This is a genomic window from Brevibacillus sp. 1238 (assembly GCF_029892995.1).
Lineage (GTDB): Bacteria > Bacillota > Bacilli > Brevibacillales > Brevibacillaceae > Brevibacillus > Brevibacillus parabrevis.
In genome coordinates this window covers 45,274-68,719 of sequence record NZ_JARXWC010000002.1, presented here as the reverse complement: position 1 = coordinate 68,719, position 23,446 = coordinate 45,274, and the positions used below count along the sequence as shown (strand labels likewise).

Genomic DNA, 23,446 nt, shown 5'->3' with positions numbered 1-23,446 from the left:
AGCTCTAGGCATGGTTGGCAGGCAAATGTGGGATTCTCGTAAAAAGTCGTTCCATTTTTCCCCCGCATCGCTGCTCTATACTATTTTCACATAGGTACGCCAGAAAGAGAGGTTTCTTTATGAAAAAGTTTGATGTTTCCATCCTGACTGTAGCCGTGCTCCTGACCGGGCTGGCAGTCATCGGAGTGTCCCAAGCAAAAGATTCCGCTGCACTCGATACAAATGCAGTAGCCAAGATCGGCAACGTCTCCATCTCGCAACACGAACTGTACGAGCAGATGAAAAAAGAGTCCGGCGCAAGTGTCATGTCCGATCTGGTCGCCATCGAGCTGTGCCGACAGGAAGGCGCCGCACAAGGCATTACCGTATCCGAGCAGGAGGTTGACGCAAAAGTCAATCCGATCAAGGACAAGCTGAAAACGCCGGAAAAATTCCAACAATACTTGAAGGAAAAAAACTTTACGAACGAAAAAGAGCTGCGCGAACGTATCAAAATGATTTTGCTGCGTGACAAGCTGCTTGAAAAAGCGTATCCGGTGACAGATGAGCAAATCAAGGAATACTACGAGAAAAACAAGGAAAAACTCGGAAAATCGCTGGAAGAAGCCCGTCCAGAGATTGCCGAGAAGCTGCAAGATCGGAACAAGCGCAAAAACGTCGACGAGTGGATCACTCAACTCAAGAAAAAATACAATGTGCAAATTTCCGACCCTGTCCTGATCGAACCGGAGCAAGAATAGTTCCCATACGCCAATCGGGATAGCAAAAAGACTTGTGTCGCCTCCTGGCTTCACAAGTCTTTTTGCACGTCTTCGCTTCCGACCATTACGTGCGGAGCACCCCAATCAGCTCGTGCAAGTAATCCGCAATCTCCCCTTGCAAAATCGGGCCGTGTCCGGTCGCCAAAAATTCAATCGGCCAATCCAGCAAGGCTTCAAGACTTTCTACATATTCAGGAACGCGATCCGGTTCTTCCCCTGCCCATGTTTTGAGCTGCTGCCTATATGCGGCCCGGCATTCGCTTTCCTTCCCGATCACTTCGCCCAGCTCGGTTTTCTCAAAGCAAATATGATCGCCGACAAAGCAAATTTTGCTCTGCGGGTCAAAAAAAGCGACAGAGCCTTCCGTATGAAAGGCCAGCTGACGAAATCGCAAGGACGGCAAATCTCCTCCGCTCCCCGTGAAGGTGTGTCCGAACAGCGTCTGCGAAAAATCGTCCAGTTCGTAGTAATCGTCCAGATGAATCCAGTTGTTGCGAGACGGGAACATGTCGGCATTCCCGATATGGTCAGCGTGTCGATGCGTAAAGTACACGTAGTCAATCCGCTCAGGCTTGGCGCCAATTCCCTCCAATGCCTGTTGAAAATACGCCCGTTGCTTCCGCTGATGGGAGTCAATCAGTACAAACGAGTCACCTTGTTTGATCACATAACTGTTCACGTAGCTGTTCCATGCGTCCTCATAAGTGATGATCGCCCAGGTGGAGTCTGTGATTGGCGCAATCGCGTTGTTCATGCTTCCATCTCTCCTCTCCTCCCAGTTTTTTATTCCTATTGATATTATTATACACAATGATACACGACATTGCCGATCCTTGCCAAATGATGGACTGCTAACGCACAGATGCCTCTTCTCCCAGGCTGACCCAGGAGCGTCCCTGGGAACGGGCGATGTTGACAGGAACGCCGAAAAAGCGGGTCAACCCTTCGGTTGTCAATACCTCATCGGTTCGTCCAGCCCGCTCTACCTCACCTGATTTCAACAGCAGCGTGTGAGTAAAGCACGGCAAAATCTCCTCGATGTGATGGGTGACGTACAAAAGCGTCGGTCCCTCCGGCTGTTTGGCAATCTGCTCAATCATCGACAAAAGCTGCTCTCTGGAGAGCAAATCAAGCCCCGTACATGGCTCATCCAGAATCAAGAGACGCGGAGATGCCATCAGTGCCCGCGAAATCAAAATCTTTTGCCGCTCGCCCTGGGACAGCGCACCGAACGGCCTGTCCTTCAGCTCGGCGCAGCCAAACGTCTCCAGCAGCTCTTGCGCTTTTTGCACATCTGCCTCACTCGGAACAGAGTACAAGCCGATCGTCGCTTCCCGCCCGCTCAAAATCACGCGAAAAGCCGTTTCGTGTTCGTGAAGCTGCGCGATCAAGGCCGTGCTTACCCAGCCAATCGATTTTCGCACCTCACGCAAATCAACCGTCCCATACAAATCGCCGAGAACGCTTACTTGTCCTTTCGTCGGCCATGTGTACCCGCAGATGATTTTCAACAAGCTTGTCTTGCCGGAGCCGTTCAAGCCGACAAGACACCAATGTTCGTTTTCTTGCACTTGCCAATCAATGTTTTTCAAGATCGTTGTGTCGTCCCGCTGCCAGGTGACCTGATTTACGTCAATGATCATGTGCTGCCTCCACTCTCTCTTTTTGTCGTATGCCGTAATCTTTCTGATTATTAAGAGTATACCTGTCTAATCCTGATCGATCAATTCTTTTGTACACCCCGGGTAGAGACGAAAAAACCTTCGCGCTATGTGCCACGAAGGTTTTCGGTCATGCTTTGTGCGTTAAAACTTGCCTTGAATTTTGAATACGATCTCTGCGAACAAGGTTGCGAACAGGAACGTACCAGTGAAAACAACGAGGGACACGACGACGATCCGCCAGCTCAGTTGCTTGAACAGATGGATGTCTTTGCCCAGCGACAAACCTGCATAGGCGAGAATCGGGGTAGCGAGAGCCAGCAAATTGATTTTGGCAATCGCCGCAGCCGTATACGCGCTTCCTGGGAAAAAGGGCGAAGTGGCAATCATGGCAAACAAGGAAATCCAGACGATGACTGGAGATTTGAACGGCAATATTTTCGTGAAGCCCATCCCGATCAAGGTAATGACCGCCAAAAGCGCAATGCCTGGCAAGGATTCCAGGATGGGAACCTTGTAGCCGATCCAGTTTCCGACAAGTGTGATGGCACCAATGATGAGAATCGTCAGGACTTGATTCATGCGCTTCTTTGCCCCCCTTCTGTTTCCGCAGAAGCGTTTTTACGCCCAATAATCGGTTCAAGCCATGCGTACAGGCGCTGAGTCAGCGGCAACGACACGAAGATACATACATACGTGCCGATGATGCTCATCATCAGGTTGGCCGCACCTGAGTAAAAGGCGATGTCTTGCTGTGCTTCCGGGAAAATAACAGCCAGTGATCCTGTCGCTGCGGCCATCATGCTGCCTGAGCCAACTGCCGCGCCCATCGCGAGGGAAATCGGATGGAACAGTCCGCTGCTTCCCAAAATGCTTGCCAAAAGCGACATGAAAATCGCGCCGAACAGCGTACCGCAAATGTAGACGCCCAGCGCGCCGCGCGCTTCAGGAGAACTCGCGCCAAACTTGTCCACAACAATGGCCAGGTTCGGCTCACGGTCGAGCGAATAAGTGGCCCCGATCGATTCACGCTTGAGCCCGAGCAAGAGCGCTACCGGCAAGCCCAAAATGATCGTTCCGACGATGTGCCCTACCTCTTGCACGAGCAGAGATACACCAGCTCCCCACAGCTTTGGCAGCTCCGGCCCAATATTCGCACCCAGCTTGCATACGAAGAGCAAGAACGAAACTCCCAAAATATTCGCAGCGACATTCATGTCTTTTTCTTTCAAAAATTTAAATGAAGGCCAACTGATCACACCGCCCAAAACAAGTGCGTACAGCATTGGAAACAAAGCGATTACCCCGATACCGATGTTAATTTTTTTCGTGCCGATAAACTCTGTCAAAGCAACCAGTATAAGCACCAAGAAATGCAGCTTGAACACATTCACGCGTCCCTCAGTCATAATGTTTCCCCCTGTTCGGTCTCGTTCCTGTCTGTTATTCCATGACTACTTTTTGTGCGGCCCGAACAAACAACTCTACACCTCGAGCAAGTGCATCTTCATCGAAATCAAAGCGTGGATGATGGTGCGGGTAAACAAAGCCTTTTTCCGGATTGCCGGCTCCCAGCTGAATGAAGCAGCCTGGCGCTTTTTTCAAGTATTCGGAGAAGTCTTCGCCCGGCATCAGCGGATCGATGTAAATAATGTCTTCCTCGCCCCATCTCTCGCGAATCGTGTCTTCCATCAGCTTGGTCACTTGCTGGTCGTTGACGACCGATGTGTAGCCGTGGGAGAACGAAAATTCGTAGCTGGCTCCGTGCGCTTCCGTCGTTCCTTTGACGATCCGCTCGATCCATACCGGGAGATTTTCGCGAATCTTGGCGTCGAAGCAACGGGTTGAGCCAGTCAGCGTCATCGAATCCGGGATGATGTTGTACGCTGTGCCTGCATTCAGCATCGTGACGGACAGGACCACCTTGTCCAATGCGCTGACATTGCGGGACACGATTTGTTGCAGGGCCGTAATCACCTGAGCGCCGATGACAACCGGGTCGATCGCCGACTCTGGCTGCGAGGAGTGCCCGCCCTTGCCCTGGATTTTGATATCAAACCGGTCTGTGGAAGAGGTAAGCGCTCCGTACAGCACACCGAATTTTCCTACTGGCATGTACGAGGCCAGGTGGATGCCGATGATGGAATCCAGTCCGTCCGCTGCTCCAGCCCGGACGATCTCCACAGCACCACCCGGCGGCAGTTCCTCTGCGTGCTGGAAGAAGAAGCGCACTTCTCCTTTGATTTTGTCTTTGTATTGCGACAATATTTTGGCCGCTCCAAGCAGCATGGCCGTATGTCCATCGTGTCCGCATGCGTGCATGACGCCAGCTTTGCCGGAAGCGTAAGGCACTGCGTTTTCCTCATGAATCGGCAAGGCGTCCATGTCGGCGCGCATCCCGAGCACTGGCCCTGGCTGGGAACCAATCAAACGGGCAACCACGCTCGTCTTTGTCGGACGCGACAGTTCCAAATTTCCGAAAGATTGCAACGTTTCATAGACGTATTGAGACGTCTGCTCTTCTTCGAATGACAATTCCGGATGTTGGTGGAGATGTCTGCGCCACGCAACGACCTGTTCTGCCAGCTCGTCCGCCAATCGTTTTGTATCCAAACTCACTGTAACCACTCCTTTTCTCTCTACGTTCATGTTCAGTTAAGTTTAATTAAACAAATCAGCTTTTCGTGAATCTTACCACGTATTAACTAAAATTACAAATGTCCATTCCGCGCGGACATTCTCTGTCGAATCCATCTCAATCCTTGTCTATTTATTAGTTATTTTAGAATTTTCTATCTATAATGTCCACGTAAAATATACACAATGTTCAATAAAATTTTTTTGATGAAACTTTAGGGCTTTTCCGCAAAAAAGCCCTCCTCCTTCCGTTTATTCATTGACAGCAAACAGCACGTATTTCCCGCCGATTTGCCCCAGCCACAACTCGCCGTTGCCGACCATTACGCCCTCCGCGTTGACGAACGTCTCCTGGACGTTTTGCACGAGCAACGCTTTTTTGACTTTATCGCTAAAAATCTGGTCGTACTCCGCCAAAAATTGCTGCTCATCCCTGATGTAGCGGCTGCTCCCGTCTTTGTTGATCCGCAGCGGGAAGTGTACTTTTTTGGCTACCTGGCGCTTATCTCCCGCCTGTACTGCCTCCTGCAGCTTTCGGAAAAAGGCTTCAAAGGCAACCGGATCGGTAATGCCAGCGGCTTCATAGCGGTTGTGCACTTTCTCCGAAGCTTGTTTGATCATCGTATGGATGGCTCGCTTCCCCATCTCCATGCCTTGCCACGCTGCTGCTGGTACCGACAGTTGGGCCAAAATGACGATCCCCGTCACAGTCGCTATCGCGCTTTTCATTTTTTGCATGATCTGCTGCTCCTTTTCATTCATTTTGCCGGGATACAACTAGCTTTTCTCCTGCGTGCGTCCGTTATGAGCGCTGATGATTGCAAAAAAGCCCCTCGGCTCGCACATGAGCGGGGGCTTGCTGATATTCGTAACGATTTTCCATTGGAATCGGCGCGAGTTACTCGCGGAATTTCGCTTCCTGGCGTTTGATTTCCTCTGCCGAAGTCGAGAGCGCCGCCTGCGGACCCGCAAAATGTTTGCGGTAGTAAGCGAGATCCATAATGATCAGGACGACAAACATGGCGATCAGCGCATACGCTGCTGTCTGGTTCGGAGGAATTACCATCATGATCGAAATAAACACGATCCAGAGCAAGCTGAGCACGTTGATTGGCTTGCTCCAGTTGCCGAGGTTCCACGGGCCAAAATGCTTTCGCTGGAACACCCCTCGCGACTCGGCGCGCAGCTTGAGATAGAGCGGGATTCCGTAAGCGACATACAGTCCGACCACGCTTACTGCGGTGAGAAAAGCCAACGTCGTGTATTCGGCATCAGGGTTGATCCGCTTCAAAATGTAGTCAAACAGGGCAAGGGCAAACGAGAGGATGACCACCAGCCAGATCGCTTTTGCAGGCGTTCTGTATTTCCTGGAGATTTCGGCCCACTGTCTGCTCCACGGCATGCCTTTATCCCGGGAAAAAGCGTACAGCATGCGGGAAAAGGAAGTGATCGAAGCAAGGCCGCAAAACCACATCGCAAAGGTGACCAGCCACAGTACAACGGAACCGAACGTTCCACCCAGCGCGGCGCTGATCACGTAAATAAAGGCATTGTCCGCGGCGCTGGCAGCTGCTGCATCGTGAATGGACAGCGTGACAAAAGCAAGCATAATAAAGCCAAAAATAAAGGAAAAGGCCACAGAAGTGAAAATGCCCCAAGCGGCGCGAACCCTCGGGTTGATCGTTTCTTCGATCGTATGGGCAGAAGCATCATAGCCCGTGAACGTCCACTGCGCCTGCAACAGTCCGATCAGGAATGCGATGGCGTACGGTTTGTCGGAAAACGTTTGTCCGACCTGAAACAAATAGTCGAGCGGCTGCAACTCATTGCGCGAGAAAAACACAAGACTGCCTACAAGCACAACGACAACGCCAATATGATACCAGGCGGAAAAATCGTTCAATCTCGCTACAAGCCGTATGCCAATATGATTGAAAATGCCGTGTAAAAGCAAAGTGATGCCAAACAAGATCAAGGTGGTCGTCTCGGTCGAAGTATAGCCAAATGCGCTGGCTAACAGCGGATCGGCAAACAAGGAGAACGAATAGTCGATTCCCGCTACGATTCCGATTTGTCCGATCAGGTTGATCCAGGCGGTGTACCAGCCCCAGCGTTTGCTGCCCAAAATAGCCGCCCAGTGATACAACGCCCCTGCCGTGGGAATCGCGGATGCCAGCTCTGACATCGAAGCCGCGATGAGGATGACAAACAAGGCGACGATCGTCCAGCCAAACCCCATCATGCCTGGCCCGCCGTACAACAGCCCGTGCCCGTATAAAGAAACAGCCCCTGTCAAAATCGAAATGATCGAAAAAGAAATCGCAAAGTTCGAAAATCCGCCCATATCCCGCAGCAGCTCCTGGGCATAGCCGAACTTGTTCAAGTCTTTTTTATCCTCAAGCAACTGATGTTCTTTATCCTGCTGCATGTTGCCTCCCTCCTTCCCCCTGTCACGAATTAGTCCTGGAACCGATAAAGCTTTCATGCTCGTTTTCGTCAAATTTCCGCACGCTTTCATTCGCCCTGTAGCCAATGGCAATGGCAACGGCAACCGTCAGCAAAATCAGGATGATGCCCAGTACCAGCATGTCTTCGTCACCTCCCTTCCTACTCATAACAAATGACAGGATCAGTACATTTTACGTGCCAATTTGACAGCTAGACCTATCGGCTTGATCGCGGACATGTTTTGGCGACCTGACCGTTTAACGGCTCGTCCAAGTTTTTTTCTCCATAAAAAGCAGACGGAAACAAGTCACTGTCTGCTTTTGCTCACATACATATTTCTTTGGGGGATTGCTTGCATGGTTCGTTTCCCTTCACTGGGAAGTTTTCATCCCGACCTTGGGACTGCTTTTGGGAGATACTACAGAAAGACGACGATCCTAGGGGTGATTTCCTTGATCCGTTTGGGCTATGCCTGCATCAGCGTGAAGCTCAAAAACAATCCGAACAAAAAAACGACCGTCGCCCAAATCAACAAGCTGGAGCCGCAGGCGCGGTTGAAAAAGCTTCGCCAAGTTTTGCAGACGAATTTCTTTAACCTGATGGATTTGCTCGCCTACAACGTGGACAACCGCATTTTTTTGTACCGCCTCCCTTCCGAGTTTGTACCGCTCGCCACTCACCCGGTTGCGGCAGAATGGGATTGGGCCAAAGAGTTTGCCTGGGATTTTCAAAAAACCGGGGAGTTTATTCGCAACAACGGCATCCGCATGACGGCGCATCCCGGCCACTTCAGCATTTTAAACAGCGAGAAGCCATCTGTCGTAGAAGCGACCATCGCTGATTTTTCCTATCATGCCAAAGTTTTCGACCTGCTCGGGCTTGACGACAACTCGGTGCTGGTCACCCATGTCGGCGGCGTATTCGAGGATAAAGCGTCTTCGCTCGATCGATTTGCCGCCAACTTCGAGCGTCTTCCCGAGCACGTAAAGCGCAGGCTGGTCGTCGAGAACGACGATACGTCTTTTACGATGCTCGATGTGCTGGGGCTATGCGAGCGAATCGGAGTGCCTATGGTGTTTGACATGCATCACCATCAATGCCATTCGGATGGAGAAGATTGGAAGGAGTACCTTCCGCGCATCATCCAGACATGGGGAAAGCGCACTCCGAAAATGCATATGTCCTCGCCAAAATCAGCCAAAGAATTTCGCGCCCATGCCGACAATATTGACCCCGACGAGTTTATCGCTTTTGTCAGCGCCCTTGCCGATTACCATGTCGACATTGTTTTGGAATGCAAAAACAAAGATGATGCCCTGCTGTCGCTCCGTCATCATTTGAAAAAGCGCGGGCTGGAAGTCGAGGCGTTCGCTTCCGCTCCTTGATCGCCAGAAAGTACGCCTGTTCTTTCCATTTCCGTGCGAAACAACAAACAAAAGGACGCCCCTGGTGAAACAGGCGTCCTTTTGGCTTTGCTTAATCGCAGCCGCAACCGCAGCCGCATCCATGTCCGGAAGAAGATCCTCTATGTCCATGAGACGAGGAGCTGCCACGTCCAAAAGAACTGCTGCCGCCCCTATGATGCCAAACCTGGCAACGATCGTGATAATGCTTCATTCTGCGCTGATGGTGTTTGTAATACTTGCGGTACTCGCTGTACTTTTTGCGATGATCGCGGTATTGCTCACATTTGTGGCGGAAGTATTGCATCCGGTCCATATGGAAATGGAATTTGAACAAATAAAGCTCGATTTCCGTTCCGGGACGTGCATTTTCCGCTGATGGCGGGCGCATGTTCGGCGAAGAATTGGGCGGACGCCGATTTGGCATCATGGAGTTCGGCGGCATTGGATTGGCTGGTCTGCGATTCGGCGGCATCGGATTCGCTGGTCTGCGATTCGGCGGCATCGGATTCGCTGGCATCCGGTTTGGCGGCATCGGGTTCGCCGGCATCCGGTTTTCTGGCATCCGGTTCGGCGGCATCGGGTTCGCTGGCATCCGGTTTGGCGGCATCGGGTTCGCTGGCATCCGGTTTGGCGGCATTGGATTCGGCGGCATCGCTTTTGGCGGGATCGGATTCGACGGCATCGCTTTTGGTGGCATAGGCTTCGGTATGTTCGGCATATTCTGGTTAGGCGAAGGCATGATTGGCCGTTGTGGCATCGGGCGTGCCGGAATGTTGTGCTGTGGATTCTCCGAGCTTTGCGGCGGATTTGGTTTGGACGGCGATGGCACGTTTGGTGATGGCACATTCGGTGACGGCAACGATGGCGATGGCATCGGCATCATCGAGGAAGGCGGTTTTGGCATTTCTTTTGGACGCCTTGGAGAAGATGGCGGCACTGGCGGCATCTTACGTCGCTTTTCCACGGAAACGAACACGTCCTTTCTGATGAAATAACACAGTACATGGTATGACATTTATCCCGCTCAAGAAACGACACTCGCCCAGTTTCCAAAAATGGATTGAGCCCGTTTTTTCTATCCTGGGGAAGCCGCCGTGACAATCTTGCTCTTGACTGCGCGCTCACTTCCGTTACAATAATACTAATAACAAAAATTATCTGACAGTTGTAGAGCGAAAGTGAGGACAGACGTATGCAGCCGCCGAGCAGGCTTACACGTTTCATCCAATCACATATAGAACCCAGGAGCGAGGGGTTAGGATATTAGTATCCTAACCCCTCGCTCTTTTCGTTCTCTGCTCTGTTAAAGGAGGAAACTATCCATGAATCAGCCAACACTTATCCAAATGAACGGGGATCAACTGCGCATTGAAGATGTCGCCTTGATCGCCAGAGAGTTCGTCCACATCGAATTGACTTCGGAAGCACTGGAAAATGTGCGCCGTTCCCGGGCCATGGTGGAAGAGATGGTCCAGCAACAAAAAGTCGTGTACGGAATTACTACCGGCTTCGGCAAATTTTCCGATGTGATGATTCAAGGCGAAGATGTCAGCAAGCTTCAGGAAAACTTGATCATGAGCCATGCGTGCGGCATGGGCGACCCGTATCCGGTAGAAGTCGTCCGCGCCATGATGGCACTGCGCATCAACGCTCTGGCAAAAGGCTATTCCGGCATCCGCGAAGAAACGCTGCTCCAGCTTGTAGAGCTGTGCAACCGCGGCGTGCATCCGGTCATCCCGCAGCAAGGCTCGCTTGGCGCCAGCGGTGACCTGGCGCCGCTCGCCCACATGGTGTTGGTCATGCTCGGCAAAGGGGAAGCTTATGTAAACGGGCAACAAATGAGCGGTAGCGAAGCGCTCAAAGCAGTCGGTCTGGCCCCGATTCGCCTGCAAGCGAAAGAAGGACTCGCGCTGATCAACGGCACGCAAGCCATGACCGCGCAGCTCTGCCTGGCGCTGTATGATTCCCGGGTAGTGCTGGAAAGCGCAGAGCTGATCGCTTCGATGACGATTGAAGCTTTGCGCGGAATCCCGAAAGCATTCGATCCACAGCTGCACCTCGTTCGTCCTCATCCCGGACAACAGGAATCGGCCAGACGACTGCTCGCACACTTGTCCGGCAGCCAGCGCACCTCGCAGCAGGGCGAGCTGCGCGTCCAGGACCCTTACAGCCTGCGCTGCCTCCCGCAAGTTCACGGCGCGACACGCGACACGCTGGAGTACGTCTGGACGACGGTGAGCCGGGAGTGCAACAGCGTGACCGACAACCCGATTCTTTTTACCGAGACAGGCGATGTCATCTCCGGCGGGAACTTCCATGGTCAGCCGATGGCATTCGCTGCCGATTTTCTCGCGATCGCCATGGCAGAGCTGGCGAACATTTCCGAGCGTCGGACAGAGCGGCTTGTGAACCCGCAGCTTAGCGGTTTGCCCGGGTTTTTGACCGAAAACGGCGGACTCCATTCCGGCTTTATGATCACCCAATATGTAGCCGCTTCCATCGTGTCCGAAAACAAGGTGCTGTGCCACCCTGCGTCTGTCGATTCGATTCCATCCTCGGCCAACCAGGAAGATCACGTCAGCATGGGCACTACCGCTGCCCGCAAGCTGCGCACCGTGATCTCCAACGTAACAAAAGTGCTTGCCATCGAATACTTGGCCGCAGCGCAAGCGATCGACTTCGGAACAGGCGATCTGGGAGCAGGCACAAGCAAGGCATACGCGGAACTTCGCCGCGTCATCCCCCGTCTCCACGAAGACCGCGAGATGCACCCGGACTTGGTCAAGGCTGAAGAACTGATCAAAAAAGGGATACTCGTGATCGTGTAAACAAAAGGGGCACGACTGTTGAGCGTTGACCATTGTACCCGCTTCGGGAGACAGGAGCTTTTACCACAAATGGTCAGATCCACGCTCCTAAAAAGCATCATGCCACTGGGAATGCCCTCCGTTCTTTGCTATCCTAAAGGAGAAGGATGGATTTCCACACTCACTCGCTTGGAAGCATGGAGGGCTGGCTGATGAAACCGATATCCACGCCGTTGCAACACCCTGACAATCTGCTGTTTTTTGACGGCGAATGCCATATGTGCAACAGCGCCGTACAATTTGTTTTGAAACGCGACTCGTCCGGCGCGATTCACTTCGCTTCCTTGCAGTCAGAGACGGCGAAACAGATTTTGTCGTCGCATCAGTACGATGCCACGCAGCTTTCATCTGTCGTCTTTTTGGCCAACGGTCGCTTGTATACCAAATCGGACGCGGTTTCGCAGGTCGCGCGCAAACTGTCTGGAGCGTGGCCGCTGTGCTTTTACCTCGGCCGCTTCCTCCCCCGTCCTGCCCGCGATTTCATTTACGACTGGGTCGCCCGGAATCGTTACCGCTGGTTTGGCAAGCAAGAGCAGTGCATGCTGCCGACCCGCGAAATCAAGGCGCGTTTTCTCGATTGACCGCCCATAAAAAAAGAGGAGCCGGCACTTGGCGTCGGCTCCTCTTTTTGCTGTTATTTTTGCGCTTGCGGATGGTCGTCCGCGGCGTATGCTGCCGCTTTCGCATTCGCTTCCACTTGCGCCGGACTTTTGCTGCCCGGAATTACCGCCGTGACGGCGGGATGCTTCAGGCACCAGGCAAGCGCCCACTGCGCCATGTCCATTCCTTCCGGCACTTCGGTTTCCTTGATGTTGGCTACTTCTGCAAGCAACTCCGCCACTTGCTGCGGGTCGCGGCGATGCCGCACATCGTTTCCGGCAAAAACGACACCGGGCTTGTACTTGCCGCTCAAAAATCCGCTTGCCAAAGGCACCCGCGCAAGTACGCCCAAGTCTTGTTCGGTACACGAAGCAAAAACCGCTTCCTCCGGCTTCCGGTCCAGTCGGTTGTACACGACCTGAATCGTCTTCGCCTGCACGGAGCTTGCATTCGCAACTTGATGCATGTTGTCATTTTTCGCAATCGACAAACCGAGGTGGCGAATCGTTCCTGCCTGTACTTGCTTGTCCAAATACGTCCACAACTCGTCGTTGTCGAACGCTGCGTCCGGCCCGGAATGGAACTGGTACAAGTCGATGTAGTCCGTCTGCAGAGCTCGCAACGAGTTCTCTAACTGCACTTGTACTTGCGCTGCCCCATACTCATCGGTGCGGGAAAACTTGTCGTGAAAATGATGCCCGAACTTCGTTGCGACAATCCAGTCTGCGCGGCCGCCCTTTTTCAAATAGCCCCCGATCAGCTGCTCCGAGAGATGATCTCCGTAGCATTCCGCCGTGTCAATCAAGTTGATTCCGAGTTCTTTGGCCGTGTCCAAAATCGCGTCGACCTCAGGCTGAGTGAAGTCTTGCCCCCACTCTCCGCCGAACTGCCACGTTCCCACGCCGATGACCGAAACATTCAGTTCCGTCTTGCCTAGTCTGCGGTACTTCATCGCCGATTCCTCCTTGTGCCACTATGTAGAAAAGCCCCTGAGCGAACTGTCGCTCAGGGAGAAAGCATGCGAAAATCAAATCGTTTTTTCCACGTTCAACTGGCTGACAAAAGCTTGCAGGCTTCCTTTTCGCTCCTTGCGCATTTTTTTGCGCTCTTCTGCGGAGGCCATCAGTTTTTGCTCTTCCTCGGTTTGCGGGACAATGCCAGGAACCTCGGTCGGATTTCCGGCTTCATCCAGGGCGACAAAAGTCAAAAACGAAGTAGCTGTCAGCACGCGTTGCCCTGTTTGCAAGTTTTCCGAAACGATTTTGACAAACACTTCCATCGAAGTGCGCCCTGTCGAAGAAACAAAAGCTTCCAGGCAAATCGAGTGCCCCATTTTCACCGGAGCGAGAAAATCGATGGAGTCTATGGAAGCAGTCACGACGGGCCTGCGGGAATGTCTCATCGCAGCAATTGCCGCAACCTCATCTATATAAGCCATCATCGTGCCGCCAAAAATCGTGCCGTGGTAATTGGTATCGGACGGTTGAACCAGGGATGCCTGAATCGTGCGGGATTCTTGAGTAGTCTTGACGTTCATCACTGTTGCTCCTTTGTCAATCATGTTCATGCCTTCCCCATCATATCACAAGGCATCCACTGTTCCAATTACATCCTGACAGTTCCCAGTTGGTTGTGTGCTTGCAAGTGTTCAAGCACCCCGTGCGCTTCCTCCTGCAAAAAATAGCGCAGCATCGGCAAGTTCCACTCATACGCCGGACGGTACCCGGCGAGTGCGAACACATTTTCATCCAGATGCGTTGCCAGTTTCCTGCGCTGTGGGCTGGCACAGTAAAATTGCTCCAAATAGTCTGTTCCCCAGCGCGAAAAGGACGACGTCTCCTCCGTCACCGCCGTCAGCAAAATCGCCTCGCCCGTATCGATCAGATCAAGCGGATACAACTGGCAACTGAACGGCTTTAGCGGCTCCACCACATGTCCTGCCTCTTCGGCGTACGCATGGATCGCACAGCCGAGGCGGCCGTTGTTTTCCTGATAAAACAGGCAGTTGCCGTGGCGCATGCGGATCGTGCCTGGCAGCTGCCCCCGGTCCCAGACGCCGTGCCGCTCCCAATTTTCCCGTTCGCTTGCTGACTGCAAGCGGGCTGTGATTTCCGGCAGTTCTTTTTCCATGATCGGAATTTGCCACGGCTCCACCGCGTAAGGTTGTCCACCCTCGCAACAAGTCTCGCGATGAACCGCACGGCAGTTCCAACAGTCAAGATGAAACAGGGCGAGCAAGGCCGGGACGTCGACTATATACTGACCTGCCCTGATCATCGCCGCTCTGTGCTTTTTTATATATTTTTCGCAGCAGTACACCTCTTTGTCGCTCATCGGATCAGGGGTGCCTACGTAGCGAAAGGAATGCTTTTTCTTCATTTCTCCAAAACAATCTCCGCTTCCGTACCGAAAATGCTCAGCTTTCCGTCTGCAAATGTGGCGAGGTCCACTTCATCGCCAGGGATTTCCATCAAAATTTCCAGCTCGCCTTCCGCTTCCGACACAAACACCAGCAGCAAGTCTTTTTCCTCAAATTCATTATCAGTCAACTTGACTTCTGTCAGTTGTCCCTGAAATTGTGTTACCTCTTCTTCCTCTTCGCTGTCTGTATCCCACTGTGTAAATGTGACAGATGCCGTTTTGCTGGCAAATTCGTCTGTCAGCAAGCGCAGCAATTGCTCGTGTTGTTGAATGTCCATTTCTTGATCCCTCCGAAAGTTTCATTACTGCCCATCATAGCAAAGTGAGGCGAAAATGCCAAAAGAAAACCGCTTCCCCGAAGAAGCGGTCGTGTGTCGTCCCGTTCTAGCTTACTTTGCTGATCGTTTGTGCCAGGGCGAAGTCCTTGCCCGTCAGCCCTTTTGCTTCACGGGTCGCGAGCGTAAAGGTGACAGTCCCGCCAGCCAAATGAATCTCCACATGCTGACTGTCGTGCTCAAGCATCTCCGCCACGCGATTCACGAAGCTTACGGCCGTGGCGAAGTCTCTACAGTGGTATGTGCGCGACAGCGCCATCCTGTCCTCTACCAGCTTCCAGCCCGGAACCTTGCTCAAATACAGTTTGACCTGCTCCAAAGACAGCTTGCTCACTCACATCGCCCCCCTTTTGTCCGATGAACGGTTGTAACACCATCATATTCACCTGACAGAAAGGTTAGTCACGCTTATCCGCACGACTTATTGCTTGATCGCATAAAAAATCATGCGTGGCGATTGACTGGCTATATACGGTTCGAATTGGTAGTTGCCAAAAACTTGAATCTGTCCGAATCCGGCCTGCTCCAACATCGCGATCATCTGTTCGACAGAAAAAAGCCGGACTTGCTCCAAGTATTCACGCTTTTCTTTGTCCGTATCGTCTGTAATCCATATCCGTTTCTTTACGGCTCCGTCCTCGATCCACCGTTTTTCCTCAATGAACATTCCATTGACGTGCTTCGTGGAATGCGGGACGAGATGGCTCGTGACGTAGGCTGGATTCAAGTAATCGATGACGACCTCGCCGTTCGTTTTCAATGCTTGCGCCATATTGCGAATGACCTGCGCGTTTTCCTCATCAGAAGAGAAGTAGCCGAAACTGGTAAAGAGGTTAACCACGATATCAAATTCGTCCCGATAGGGAATATTGCGCATGTCACAGCGGGCGAAGCTGAGCCGCGGATCGTTGTTTTGTTCTTCGGCCAGCTGCAATAATACAGGAGACAAGTCGACTCCGACCACCTCGTATCCCCTGCGAACCAACGCACGCGAATGCCGCCCGCTCCCACAGCAAAGATCCAGTACGCGTCCCGTGTCTTTGACAGGCAATCGCTCCAACAGGTTGGCGATCTCTTCATCGGCTGCCGAATCGTCCCGATGCTGGTAGACAAGCACGTAATCTTCGCGAAAGCTGCGTTCAAACCATTCTTCTGCCATTCCCTAGCTCCTTTAATACCAAGATTTCTTTATTATACCACAGGAGGGTTTGTCCGCAGCCGATTTCCCCCGGGCAAAGTGCAGAGGAAATGCCAATAACAACTTTACATACATACAGTCTGTATGTTAAATTTTCATTACGAACGGAAGGGAGAGATTGTTGTGAAAGTATCCAGTTTTTATCCGGTTATCCTGTCTCGGCAAGTGGGCGTTAGTGCCCGTTTTTATGTGGAACACTTTGGATTTGACCTCGTTTTTGAAGCGGATTGGTACGTGAGCTTGAAGCACAGCAAGGGCGACTTCCCTTTTGAGCTGGCTATTTTGCATCCCGATCACGACACTATACCGTCCGGGTATCGAACCTCTACCCAAGGTCTGATTCTCAACTTCGAAGTGAATGATGTTGATGCGGAATATGACAAACTCATCCAAAAAGCCGGACTTCCCGTGCACCTGGATATCCGGGATGAACCGTTTGGGCAGCGCCACTTCATTACCTCTGATCCAAATGGCGTCCTGATCGACGTCATCACCGTCATTCCTCCCACGGAAGCGTTCAGCAGCCAGTACGTCGATCAAAACTGACGGTTGGCCTCATCCTCGATCAGATAGGAGCAAGAGAAACAGCATGAAAGTATCGAAAGCACAACAAAGGCAAGAAACGATCGCGAAGCTGCTGGAAATAGCGAGGGAGCATTTTTCCACCCAAGGGTACGCCCATGCCGCAACAGAGGACATGGTCAAGGAAGCGGGACTGACGCGAGGAGCCTTGTACCATCATTTTGGCAACAAAGAAGGGCTGTTCCGCGCCGTGCTCGAATCCGTGCAAAAAGAAATCGCAGAACAAGTAGAGACGGAAGCTGCCAAAAGCCAGGACCCGTGGGAACAACTGTTGAACGGTTGCCGCGCCTTTGTCACCTCAGCCGTCGAACATCGCAACAGACGGATTTTGCTCATTGACGGCCCTTCCGTTCTCGGCTGGGAAGCTTGGCGGAAAATGGACGAGGAACACAGCATGCAACTGCTGCAAGCCCAGCTGCAAAACATGGCAGAGCAAGGTTACCTTGCCGCTGTGCCCATCGAGGCTTTGACTCATCTGCTCTCTGGCGCAATGAACGAAGCTGCGCTCTGGATTGCCCAAATGCCTGACCAGGCGCACTCTCTGGAACAGATGACCAGGGCCATGACGCTGATGCTTGAAGGCTATCGGGTCAAATAAATAGCCAGACGAAAAACCCCCTGCCTATGCTGCTCGCGGCACATTTGCCAGGCAGTATGGATAGGGGGTTATGTTATTGGATGAATTGTTTGGTCAACTTAAGTCAACCGCGTTGCCCGTCCCAGGCGAATTTTTTCCGCCGCTCGCGCAATGATGCTCTCGACAGAAGCAGGGTCATCGACCACATCGTATTCGTTGATGTTTACTCGCAGAACCGGACAGGATGTAAAGGAATGAATCCAGCCTTCGTAACGGTCGAACAAATCGCGCCAGTAATCGATCGGCGTTTGCTGCTCCATCGGACGTCCACGTTCCTGAACGCGGCCGATAATATCGTCGAAGCTTCCTTCCAAGTAAATCAGCAGGTCGGGATGCGGGAAGTACGGGGTCATGACCATCGCTTCGAACAGCTCGGTATATGTTTTGTAATCTTCTTCTGTCATGTTGCCTTGCTCGTACAGCATGCGGGCAAAAATCCCGGTGTCCTCGTAAATCGAGCGATCCTGGACGAAACCGCCGCCATAGTCGAACATCCGCTTCTGCTCCTTGAAACGCTCCGCGAGAAAGAAGATTTGCAGATGAAAGCCCCAACGGGACAAATCGTTATAATAACGGCCAAGGTAAGGGTTGTTGTCCACCTTTTCCACAGACACGCGGAAACCAAGCTGATCGGCAAGCGCATGGGTAAACGTCGATTTTCCGACACCTACCGTTCCGCCGATGGTAATCACTGCATTGCCCGGTATCCCGTATTTTTCACGAAGGTGGCTGTTTTGAAACCTAGACATGTACGCAACTCCTTATTGAAATACTTGCCAATCACACGGCATTCGTAACCTCTATTTCTTTCGCAACTCCTCAATGCGCGGCAAAATCTGCTCCATCATCCATTGCCGATCCTCCGGGCGATGCACGAAATCCAGCTCGTCACAGTTGAATTTAATGACAGGCACATCCGGGTGGTGCTTCTCAAACTCGTCCATGAACTCGTTGTAATCGGCGATCAAATTTTCCATATAACCCACATCCATCGTCCGTTCCACTTCGCGATCGCGAATGGCAATCCGCTTCATGACCGTATCGATGGAAGCCGTCAAGTAAATGACCAGATGAGCCTGCGGCAAATCTTCTGTCAGGATATCATAAATTTTAAGATACTTAGGAAGATTGTTGTCTGACAGGGTGCGTTTGGCAAAAATCGTATTTTTAAAAATATTATAATCGGAAACGACAGAAATGCCCTGGTTGAGGTAATGGGAGTGAATATCTTGCAACTGCTTGTAGCGGTTGCACAGGAAGAACATCTCCAGTTGGAAGCTCCACTCTTCGATGTTTTCGTAAAATTTTCCTAAAAATGGATTCTCATAGACGATCTCTTCCAGCAATTGCACGCCGCATGTTTGGTGCAGTTCCCGCGCCAGGGAGGTTTTTCCTATTCCGATCGGTCCCTCAACGGTTATCAATATGGACTTCATATAAGCGTCTGTTCCTTTCCGAAAAATGAGAGCACTCCATATTTTAGCACGCGTCCTTGTATTTGTCGAAACCATTCGCATTATGTCGCTAGCCATCTTTTGCCAGCAAAAAAACTGCCCCCGCTGGCTGGGCAGTCTGGACTTTCTACGTAAAATACTCCACTTTCGCCTGGGGAAACAGCCGGGCAATTTCTTTTTCCAGATGCGCCTGCAAAGCTTTTGCCTGAACATCCGGGTAGACGTATTTGCCCTTGCCGTACTTGCCCCATTTATATTTGCGTTCTTCTTCGTTCATCACCAGCTTGGTCTTCGGATAGCGCGCGAGGATCAAGCTTTTGGCGATTTTCGTGAAGCGATGCTGAATCAGCTCAAAGGTCAGATCGGTCATCGCTTCCGGGACGAGCTGGCTGCTCAGCCGTTCGAGCAAATCGGTGTACCCCTCTTCCCATCCGTCAAACCAGTACAAAGGAGCCAAAATAAAGCCGAGCGGATATCCGGCTCGCGCCACTTTGCCTGCCGCTTCAATACGCTGTGCGAAGCTGGAAGTACCCGGCTCAAAATTTTTGATCACAAAATCGGCATTCATGCTGAAGCGAAAACGGGTGTGCTTGTTGTGCTGCGCGTCCAGCAATGAATCGACATGGTGAAATTTGGTGACAAACCGCAGTCGCCCGAACTCTTCTTTGCCCATAAACTCGATCGCGCGTTTGAGGTTGCCAGTCAAATGCTCGATGCTGACCGGATCGGACGTACAGGCTGCCTCAAACCTGGTGATCTCCCCCGGACGTTCCTCGATATATTTTTTGGCCTGGGCAAAAATTTCGTCGGTATTGACGTAGACGCGAATGTACGGCTTCGACCCGACATTCGTATTCAAGTAACAGTAGTGGCAATGAGCGGCGCACCCTGTCGCCAGCGGAATCGCGTACTCGGCAGACGGCTTGGAAGGCTCGAACTTCATCGTTTTGCGCACGCCGATGACGAGTGTCCGTTTGGCATTGCGATATTTTTCAACATCCGTTTCTCCGGGAATGCCGCGAACCTGGTTGTGACTGGTTGTCATTTGCAGCGGAATCCCTTGCTCTTTGAACCGCTGGTACAGCTCTTGTCCGAGCGGATAGTCCAGGGCATTCGGCTCGACGAACACGTAGTCGGGCACAAACAAACCGGAATCTTTTCGCCCTGTTTTCGCGGGCGCTTCCAAGAGTGTAGTCGCCATAGGCACAGATCCCTCCCCGTGCCTAGTATGACCCACAGCGCCCTGCTCGCCTCAAGGAGAACGCTGGCTTTTGGCCTGCTCTCGCTACAGTCCGCTTTTGAACTCGCGCAACCGCTCCCTCGCTTCCGCCGCCTGGCTGATGGGCACTTGCAGCGTGTACACATGCCCGCCCTTTTTCGTCTCCCTGGACAACAGTCTGACCCGGATGCCTTTCATCTCCAAATAGATGCGACACTCGCTCGCCACCCTGGGGAGCCCGTACGACTCATGAATCGTTACCCACTTGGTCCACATGCCTTCTCACCCTCGTTGCTTCTTCCTCCTTTACTGTAAGCATCAAGAAGGCTATTGGTTCGCCAAAAAAGCAAGATTGCCTATTTTCCCAAAACCGTTTTGGCTCTTGCGGCGTCTAATGTTTAGTAGGAGGGGAAGATTGTGAATCTCGAACAACTTGTCAGGCAAGCCAGGCAAGGGGACGACGAAGCCTTTTACCAGCTGATTTGCCAGCAGCAAAAACAGCTGTACAGCGTGGCTTACGCCTTTTTGCGCAACGAGGCAGACACGCTGGAGGCCATACAGGAGGCCACCTGCCGCTCCTATCTGCGCTTGTCCCTCTTGAAAGAACCCGCGCATTTTCGCACATGGCTGACGCGCATCCTGATTCATGTCTGTCTGGACGAGCTGAAACGCAAAAAACGGTTCGCCTCCGACTGGCATGCCGGAGAAAGCCTTGCTATTCCGTTTGGCAGCCAGATGGAGCAGACGGCGGAAAAACTGGTCATTGAGGAAGCATTGGCCAAGCTGACGCCGATGTATCGCAGCATCATTCTCATGAAATATTTTGAAGACCTGACCATTCGGGAAATCGCTTCGAGACTCGGCTATCCGGAAGGAACCGTCAAGACTTGGCTGCACAAAGCGTTAGGCGCCTTGCGAAAAGATCTCGGGAAAGGCTGGTGAATCGAACGTTATGGATTTGGATACGGATATGGAAAAAACAAAATCACAGCCGCTCCCTGACATGGAACCGTACATTCGCCGCGGCATCGCGCAAGCCAAAGAGCAAAAACGCATGCGGCGACGCAATCGGCTGATACGCCTCTACTCAGGACTTGCGGCGTGCTGCATTCTTTTTGCCTTCGTGCTGTCCGTGCGCATCTCCCCTGCCGTCGCCGCTTATGTCAGCGAGCTGCCCGGGATGGATAAGATCGTGGAGCTGATCCGCGATGACAGAGGGCTGCAACGCGCCGTGGAGCACAAAATGGTTCAGGATATTGGCACAAAAGCTTCCTTGTCCGGCATCACCTTCACCATCGACCAGGTGCTGACCGACCAGAAGCGCATGCTGCTTTTTTACACACTCAAGCACGAGCATACAGGGCAAAAAGTTGCCTTGCGCGGCGTGAAACTTTTGGACGCATCTGGCAAGGAATGGGAGCATGGGGCGAGCTGGGGCAGTATGGGAGTAGCAGCGAACGTGGAACATAAAGACCGGATCGATGTTTATGTCCCGGAAGCCAGCGTCATCCCCGAGTCTTTGACAGCCGAGGTGACGTTTGAGATTGATGACGTCAAGCAAGATTCGTCGCTCGCGGTGACGTTCCCGATCGACCGCAGCAAGTACAGCGCTTTTGAGAAAAAGGTGTACCCTGTCGACAAGCAAATCACGGTAGACGGACAATCGCTGACCATCGAACAAATTACGGTCTTCCCGACGCAAACAGAGGTGAGCATCCGCTTTGATCCGGCAAACAAAAAGCACATTTTCGGGTTCGATGACTTGAAGCTGGTCGACGAAAAGGGGCAGACGTACGCTTTTTGGGGTAATGGCGTTCCGGTTCGGAACAACGGAGAAAATAGCAAGGTGTTCAATCTGGAAAGCATTTATTTTCTGGAACCGCAGCAGCTGTTTTTGAAAGCAAGCGGGATACGGGCACTTGATCGCGACAAGCTGCAAGTCGTTATTGATGCGAAAAAGCAGACGCTGATCAAAGCACCTGACGACAAACTCAAGCTGGCCGCGCTGCGACAAGTTGACGATGTGGTCGGGCTCGACCTGGAACTGCGGGTGGAGGAAGAGTCCGATCGCCACCTTTTCACCTATTTTGGCAACGATATTACGGACAATCGGGAAAACAAATATGAGTATGTCCAAGGAACCACCTCGACAATCGCTTCGCCGGATGGGCGCACGCAAAAACAAGGATTGCTCTTCAAACGATTGACGAACAAAGGAACTATCGACGATTACTCCCTCACCTTGACAGACTATCCGACACGTCTGCAAGGCGAGATTACGGTACAAGTCAAATGAGCAAGCAAAAGCCCCGCGAAGAATGTGCTCTTCTGCGGGGCCTTCCTTTTGTACCATACAATTAATCGACAACTGCCCAATGGTTGGTCGGGCCATGGCCGCCGCCCAATTGCGGGGCCGTTTTGATCGCCTCGAAAATAAAACGGTTCGCCTTTTCTACCGCAACGTGAAGCGGCGTCTTTTTCGCCAGCTCGGCGGTAAGGGCAGCGGAAAAGGTGCAGCCTGTCCCATGAGTATGTCTGGTTGGGATGCGTTCGTGCGACAGCTCCATAAAGTCGCGGCCATCAAACAAAATATCGACGACGGTATCCCCTTCCAGATGACCGCCTTTCATCAACACATTGCGCGCTCCCAGCGCATGAATGACGCGGGCAGCCTCCCGCATCTCTTCCGGGGTATGAATGGACAAGCCTGTCAGGCACTCGGCTTCGGGCAAGTTTGGCGTGACCACTTCGGCGAGCGGGAGCAGCTCTGTTTTCAGAGCGTCAATCGCTTCGTCCAGCAGCAGCTTCGCTCCGCCTTTGGCGATCATCACCGGGTCTACGACGAGCTTTTGCAAGCCTGCGTCGCGAACTTCTGCCGACACCGCACGAATAATCTGGGCGTCAAACAGCATGCCTGTCTTCGCCGCATCGGCGCCGAGATCGCGAAGCACCTCGCGCATTTGCTGCGCCACCGCCTCTGTCGGCAACGGGTATACTCCCGCTACTCCCAACGTATTTTGTGCAGTGACAGCGGTAATCGCGCTCATCCCGTAGACGCCGAGCTGGTGAAACGTTTTCAGATCGGCCTGGATGCCTGCCCCTCCCCCGCTGTCTGATCCTGCTATCGTCAATGCTCTCGCAATCGTACTCATGAATTTCCCTCCTGCTCAACCACCTTTTCTCCTACGAGTATATCATCCGCATGTCCCATTCGGTATAC

The 23,446-nt window shown here is 52.3% G+C and carries 29 protein-coding genes; 10 read left to right on the top strand and 19 right to left on the bottom strand.

Going from position 1 to position 23,446, the window contains the following annotated elements:
* Positions 1–119 precede the first annotated feature (119 nt).
* Complete coding sequence (locus M2298_RS04125) at positions 120–740, top strand: peptidylprolyl isomerase (protein ID WP_173595604.1); 621 nt, start codon at positions 120–122, stop codon at positions 738–740.
* An 85-nt stretch (positions 741–825) separates the two neighbouring features.
* On the opposite strand, the gene M2298_RS04120 is transcribed toward M2298_RS04125, so the two are convergent.
* From M2298_RS04120 to M2298_RS04085, 8 genes are all read right to left on the bottom strand, one after another.
* On the bottom strand, positions 826–1,515 hold the full coding sequence (locus tag M2298_RS04120; protein WP_122965684.1) for an MBL fold metallo-hydrolase: 690 nt from the start codon (positions 1,513–1,515) through the stop codon (positions 826–828).
* Between the two features lie 97 nt (positions 1,516–1,612).
* Positions 1,613–2,404: an ABC transporter ATP-binding protein gene (locus M2298_RS04115; RefSeq protein WP_280648251.1), complete on the bottom strand. Its 792-nt coding sequence runs from the start codon at positions 2,402–2,404 to the stop codon at positions 1,613–1,615.
* A gap of 162 nt (positions 2,405–2,566) precedes the next feature.
* A complete protein-coding gene (locus M2298_RS04110; protein WP_122965682.1) occupies positions 2,567–3,004 on the bottom strand; it encodes a hypothetical protein in 438 nt (145 codons plus the stop codon).
* Positions 3,001–3,831: a DUF3100 domain-containing protein gene (locus tag M2298_RS04105; RefSeq protein WP_122965681.1), complete on the bottom strand. Its 831-nt coding sequence runs from the start codon at positions 3,829–3,831 to the stop codon at positions 3,001–3,003. The genes M2298_RS04110 and M2298_RS04105 overlap by 4 nt, the downstream gene beginning before the upstream one ends.
* 34 nt (positions 3,832–3,865) lie before the next feature.
* A complete protein-coding gene (locus tag M2298_RS04100) occupies positions 3,866–5,041 on the bottom strand; it encodes an amidohydrolase (RefSeq protein ID WP_122965680.1) in 1,176 nt (391 codons plus the stop codon).
* 270 nt (positions 5,042–5,311) lie between these two features.
* Complete coding sequence (locus M2298_RS04095; protein ID WP_280648250.1) at positions 5,312–5,836, bottom strand: hypothetical protein; 525 nt, start codon at positions 5,834–5,836, stop codon at positions 5,312–5,314.
* A 121-nt stretch (positions 5,837–5,957) separates the two neighbouring features.
* Positions 5,958–7,487 carry an amino acid permease gene (locus M2298_RS04090; protein WP_122965679.1) on the bottom strand — a complete coding sequence of 510 codons (1,530 nt, stop codon included), beginning with the start codon at positions 7,485–7,487 and terminating at the stop codon, positions 5,958–5,960.
* A gap of 22 nt (positions 7,488–7,509) precedes the next feature.
* Positions 7,510–7,647 carry a hypothetical protein gene (locus M2298_RS04085; RefSeq protein WP_167470353.1) on the bottom strand — a complete coding sequence of 46 codons (138 nt, stop codon included), beginning with the start codon at positions 7,645–7,647 and terminating at the stop codon, positions 7,510–7,512.
* 312 nt (positions 7,648–7,959) lie between these two features.
* On the opposite strand from M2298_RS04085, the gene uvsE reads away from it, so the two are divergent.
* The 5 genes from uvsE to M2298_RS04060 all read left to right on the top strand — a co-directional run bounded on the left by uvsE (position 7,960) and on the right by M2298_RS04060 (position 12,361).
* Positions 7,960–8,892 (top strand): UV DNA damage repair endonuclease UvsE, encoded by a 933-nt coding sequence (gene uvsE / locus M2298_RS04080; protein WP_122965678.1) that lies wholly within the window; start codon positions 7,960–7,962, stop codon positions 8,890–8,892.
* Positions 8,893–8,956: 64 nt separating this feature from the next.
* On the top strand, positions 8,957–9,289 hold the full coding sequence (locus tag M2298_RS04075; RefSeq protein ID WP_173595601.1) for a hypothetical protein: 333 nt from the start codon (positions 8,957–8,959) through the stop codon (positions 9,287–9,289).
* Between the two features lie 25 nt (positions 9,290–9,314).
* On the top strand, positions 9,315–9,908 hold the full coding sequence (locus tag M2298_RS04070; protein WP_242771910.1) for a hypothetical protein: 594 nt from the start codon (positions 9,315–9,317) through the stop codon (positions 9,906–9,908).
* A gap of 327 nt (positions 9,909–10,235) precedes the next feature.
* Positions 10,236–11,741, top strand: coding sequence for a histidine ammonia-lyase (gene hutH, locus M2298_RS04065; protein ID WP_274875192.1), 1,506 nt, complete (start codon positions 10,236–10,238; stop codon positions 11,739–11,741).
* A 191-nt stretch (positions 11,742–11,932) separates the two neighbouring features.
* Complete coding sequence (locus M2298_RS04060) at positions 11,933–12,361, top strand: thiol-disulfide oxidoreductase DCC family protein (RefSeq protein WP_173595600.1); 429 nt, start codon at positions 11,933–11,935, stop codon at positions 12,359–12,361.
* Between the two features lie 53 nt (positions 12,362–12,414).
* Here the strand turns inward: M2298_RS04060 and M2298_RS04055 are convergent, their stop codons facing one another.
* From M2298_RS04055 to M2298_RS04030, 6 genes are all read right to left on the bottom strand, one after another.
* Positions 12,415–13,332, bottom strand: coding sequence for an aldo/keto reductase (locus M2298_RS04055; RefSeq protein ID WP_280648249.1), 918 nt, complete (start codon positions 13,330–13,332; stop codon positions 12,415–12,417).
* A gap of 75 nt (positions 13,333–13,407) precedes the next feature.
* Entirely contained in the window at positions 13,408–13,917 is a 510-nt protein-coding gene (locus tag M2298_RS04050; RefSeq protein ID WP_173595978.1) for an acyl-CoA thioesterase, read from the bottom strand.
* A 68-nt stretch (positions 13,918–13,985) separates the two neighbouring features.
* On the bottom strand, positions 13,986–14,759 hold the full coding sequence (locus M2298_RS04045; protein WP_122965672.1) for a DUF3109 family protein: 774 nt from the start codon (positions 14,757–14,759) through the stop codon (positions 13,986–13,988).
* Positions 14,756–15,079: a hypothetical protein gene (locus M2298_RS04040; RefSeq protein WP_122965671.1), complete on the bottom strand. Its 324-nt coding sequence runs from the start codon at positions 15,077–15,079 to the stop codon at positions 14,756–14,758. The genes M2298_RS04045 and M2298_RS04040 overlap by 4 nt, the downstream gene beginning before the upstream one ends.
* Positions 15,080–15,185: 106 nt before the next feature.
* A complete protein-coding gene (locus tag M2298_RS04035; RefSeq protein ID WP_122965670.1) occupies positions 15,186–15,470 on the bottom strand; it encodes a 4a-hydroxytetrahydrobiopterin dehydratase in 285 nt (94 codons plus the stop codon).
* An 87-nt stretch (positions 15,471–15,557) separates the two neighbouring features.
* Complete coding sequence (locus tag M2298_RS04030) at positions 15,558–16,295, bottom strand: class I SAM-dependent methyltransferase (RefSeq protein ID WP_173595598.1); 738 nt, start codon at positions 16,293–16,295, stop codon at positions 15,558–15,560.
* Between the two features lie 162 nt (positions 16,296–16,457).
* Between M2298_RS04030 and M2298_RS04025 the strand changes: the two genes are divergently transcribed.
* Together M2298_RS04025 and M2298_RS04020 are read left to right on the top strand one after the other, a co-directional pair.
* On the top strand, positions 16,458–16,880 hold the full coding sequence (locus tag M2298_RS04025; protein WP_122965668.1) for a VOC family protein: 423 nt from the start codon (positions 16,458–16,460) through the stop codon (positions 16,878–16,880).
* 43 nt (positions 16,881–16,923) lie between these two features.
* Positions 16,924–17,514 (top strand): TetR/AcrR family transcriptional regulator, encoded by a 591-nt coding sequence (locus M2298_RS04020; protein ID WP_280648248.1) that lies wholly within the window; start codon positions 16,924–16,926, stop codon positions 17,512–17,514.
* Between the two features lie 98 nt (positions 17,515–17,612).
* Here the strand turns inward: M2298_RS04020 and M2298_RS04015 are convergent, their stop codons facing one another.
* The 4 genes from M2298_RS04015 to M2298_RS04000 form a co-directional block, all read right to left on the bottom strand.
* Entirely contained in the window at positions 17,613–18,302 is a 690-nt protein-coding gene (locus M2298_RS04015) for a deoxynucleoside kinase (protein WP_122965666.1), read from the bottom strand.
* Between the two features lie 51 nt (positions 18,303–18,353).
* Positions 18,354–18,989, bottom strand: coding sequence for a deoxynucleoside kinase (locus tag M2298_RS04010; RefSeq protein ID WP_122965665.1), 636 nt, complete (start codon positions 18,987–18,989; stop codon positions 18,354–18,356).
* 145 nt (positions 18,990–19,134) lie between these two features.
* Positions 19,135–20,208, bottom strand: a complete 1,074-nt coding sequence (gene splB, locus M2298_RS04005) for a spore photoproduct lyase (protein ID WP_173595596.1) — start codon at positions 20,206–20,208, stop codon at positions 19,135–19,137.
* Positions 20,209–20,292: 84 nt separating this feature from the next.
* Positions 20,293–20,502, bottom strand: a complete 210-nt coding sequence (locus M2298_RS04000) for a hypothetical protein (RefSeq protein WP_122965663.1) — start codon at positions 20,500–20,502, stop codon at positions 20,293–20,295.
* A gap of 141 nt (positions 20,503–20,643) precedes the next feature.
* Here M2298_RS04000 and M2298_RS03995 point away from each other — a divergent pair, with 141 nt between their 5' ends.
* Together M2298_RS03995 and M2298_RS03990 are read left to right on the top strand one after the other, a co-directional pair.
* Positions 20,644–21,168, top strand: coding sequence for a sigma-70 family RNA polymerase sigma factor (locus tag M2298_RS03995; RefSeq protein ID WP_242771916.1), 525 nt, complete (start codon positions 20,644–20,646; stop codon positions 21,166–21,168).
* A gap of 10 nt (positions 21,169–21,178) precedes the next feature.
* Positions 21,179–22,522 carry a DUF4179 domain-containing protein gene (locus tag M2298_RS03990; RefSeq protein ID WP_254456760.1) on the top strand — a complete coding sequence of 448 codons (1,344 nt, stop codon included), beginning with the start codon at positions 21,179–21,181 and terminating at the stop codon, positions 22,520–22,522.
* A gap of 61 nt (positions 22,523–22,583) precedes the next feature.
* On the opposite strand, the gene thiD is transcribed toward M2298_RS03990, so the two are convergent.
* Complete coding sequence (gene thiD, locus M2298_RS03985) at positions 22,584–23,378, bottom strand: bifunctional hydroxymethylpyrimidine kinase/phosphomethylpyrimidine kinase (protein ID WP_122965660.1); 795 nt, start codon at positions 23,376–23,378, stop codon at positions 22,584–22,586.
* Positions 23,379–23,446: the final 68 nt, after the last annotated feature.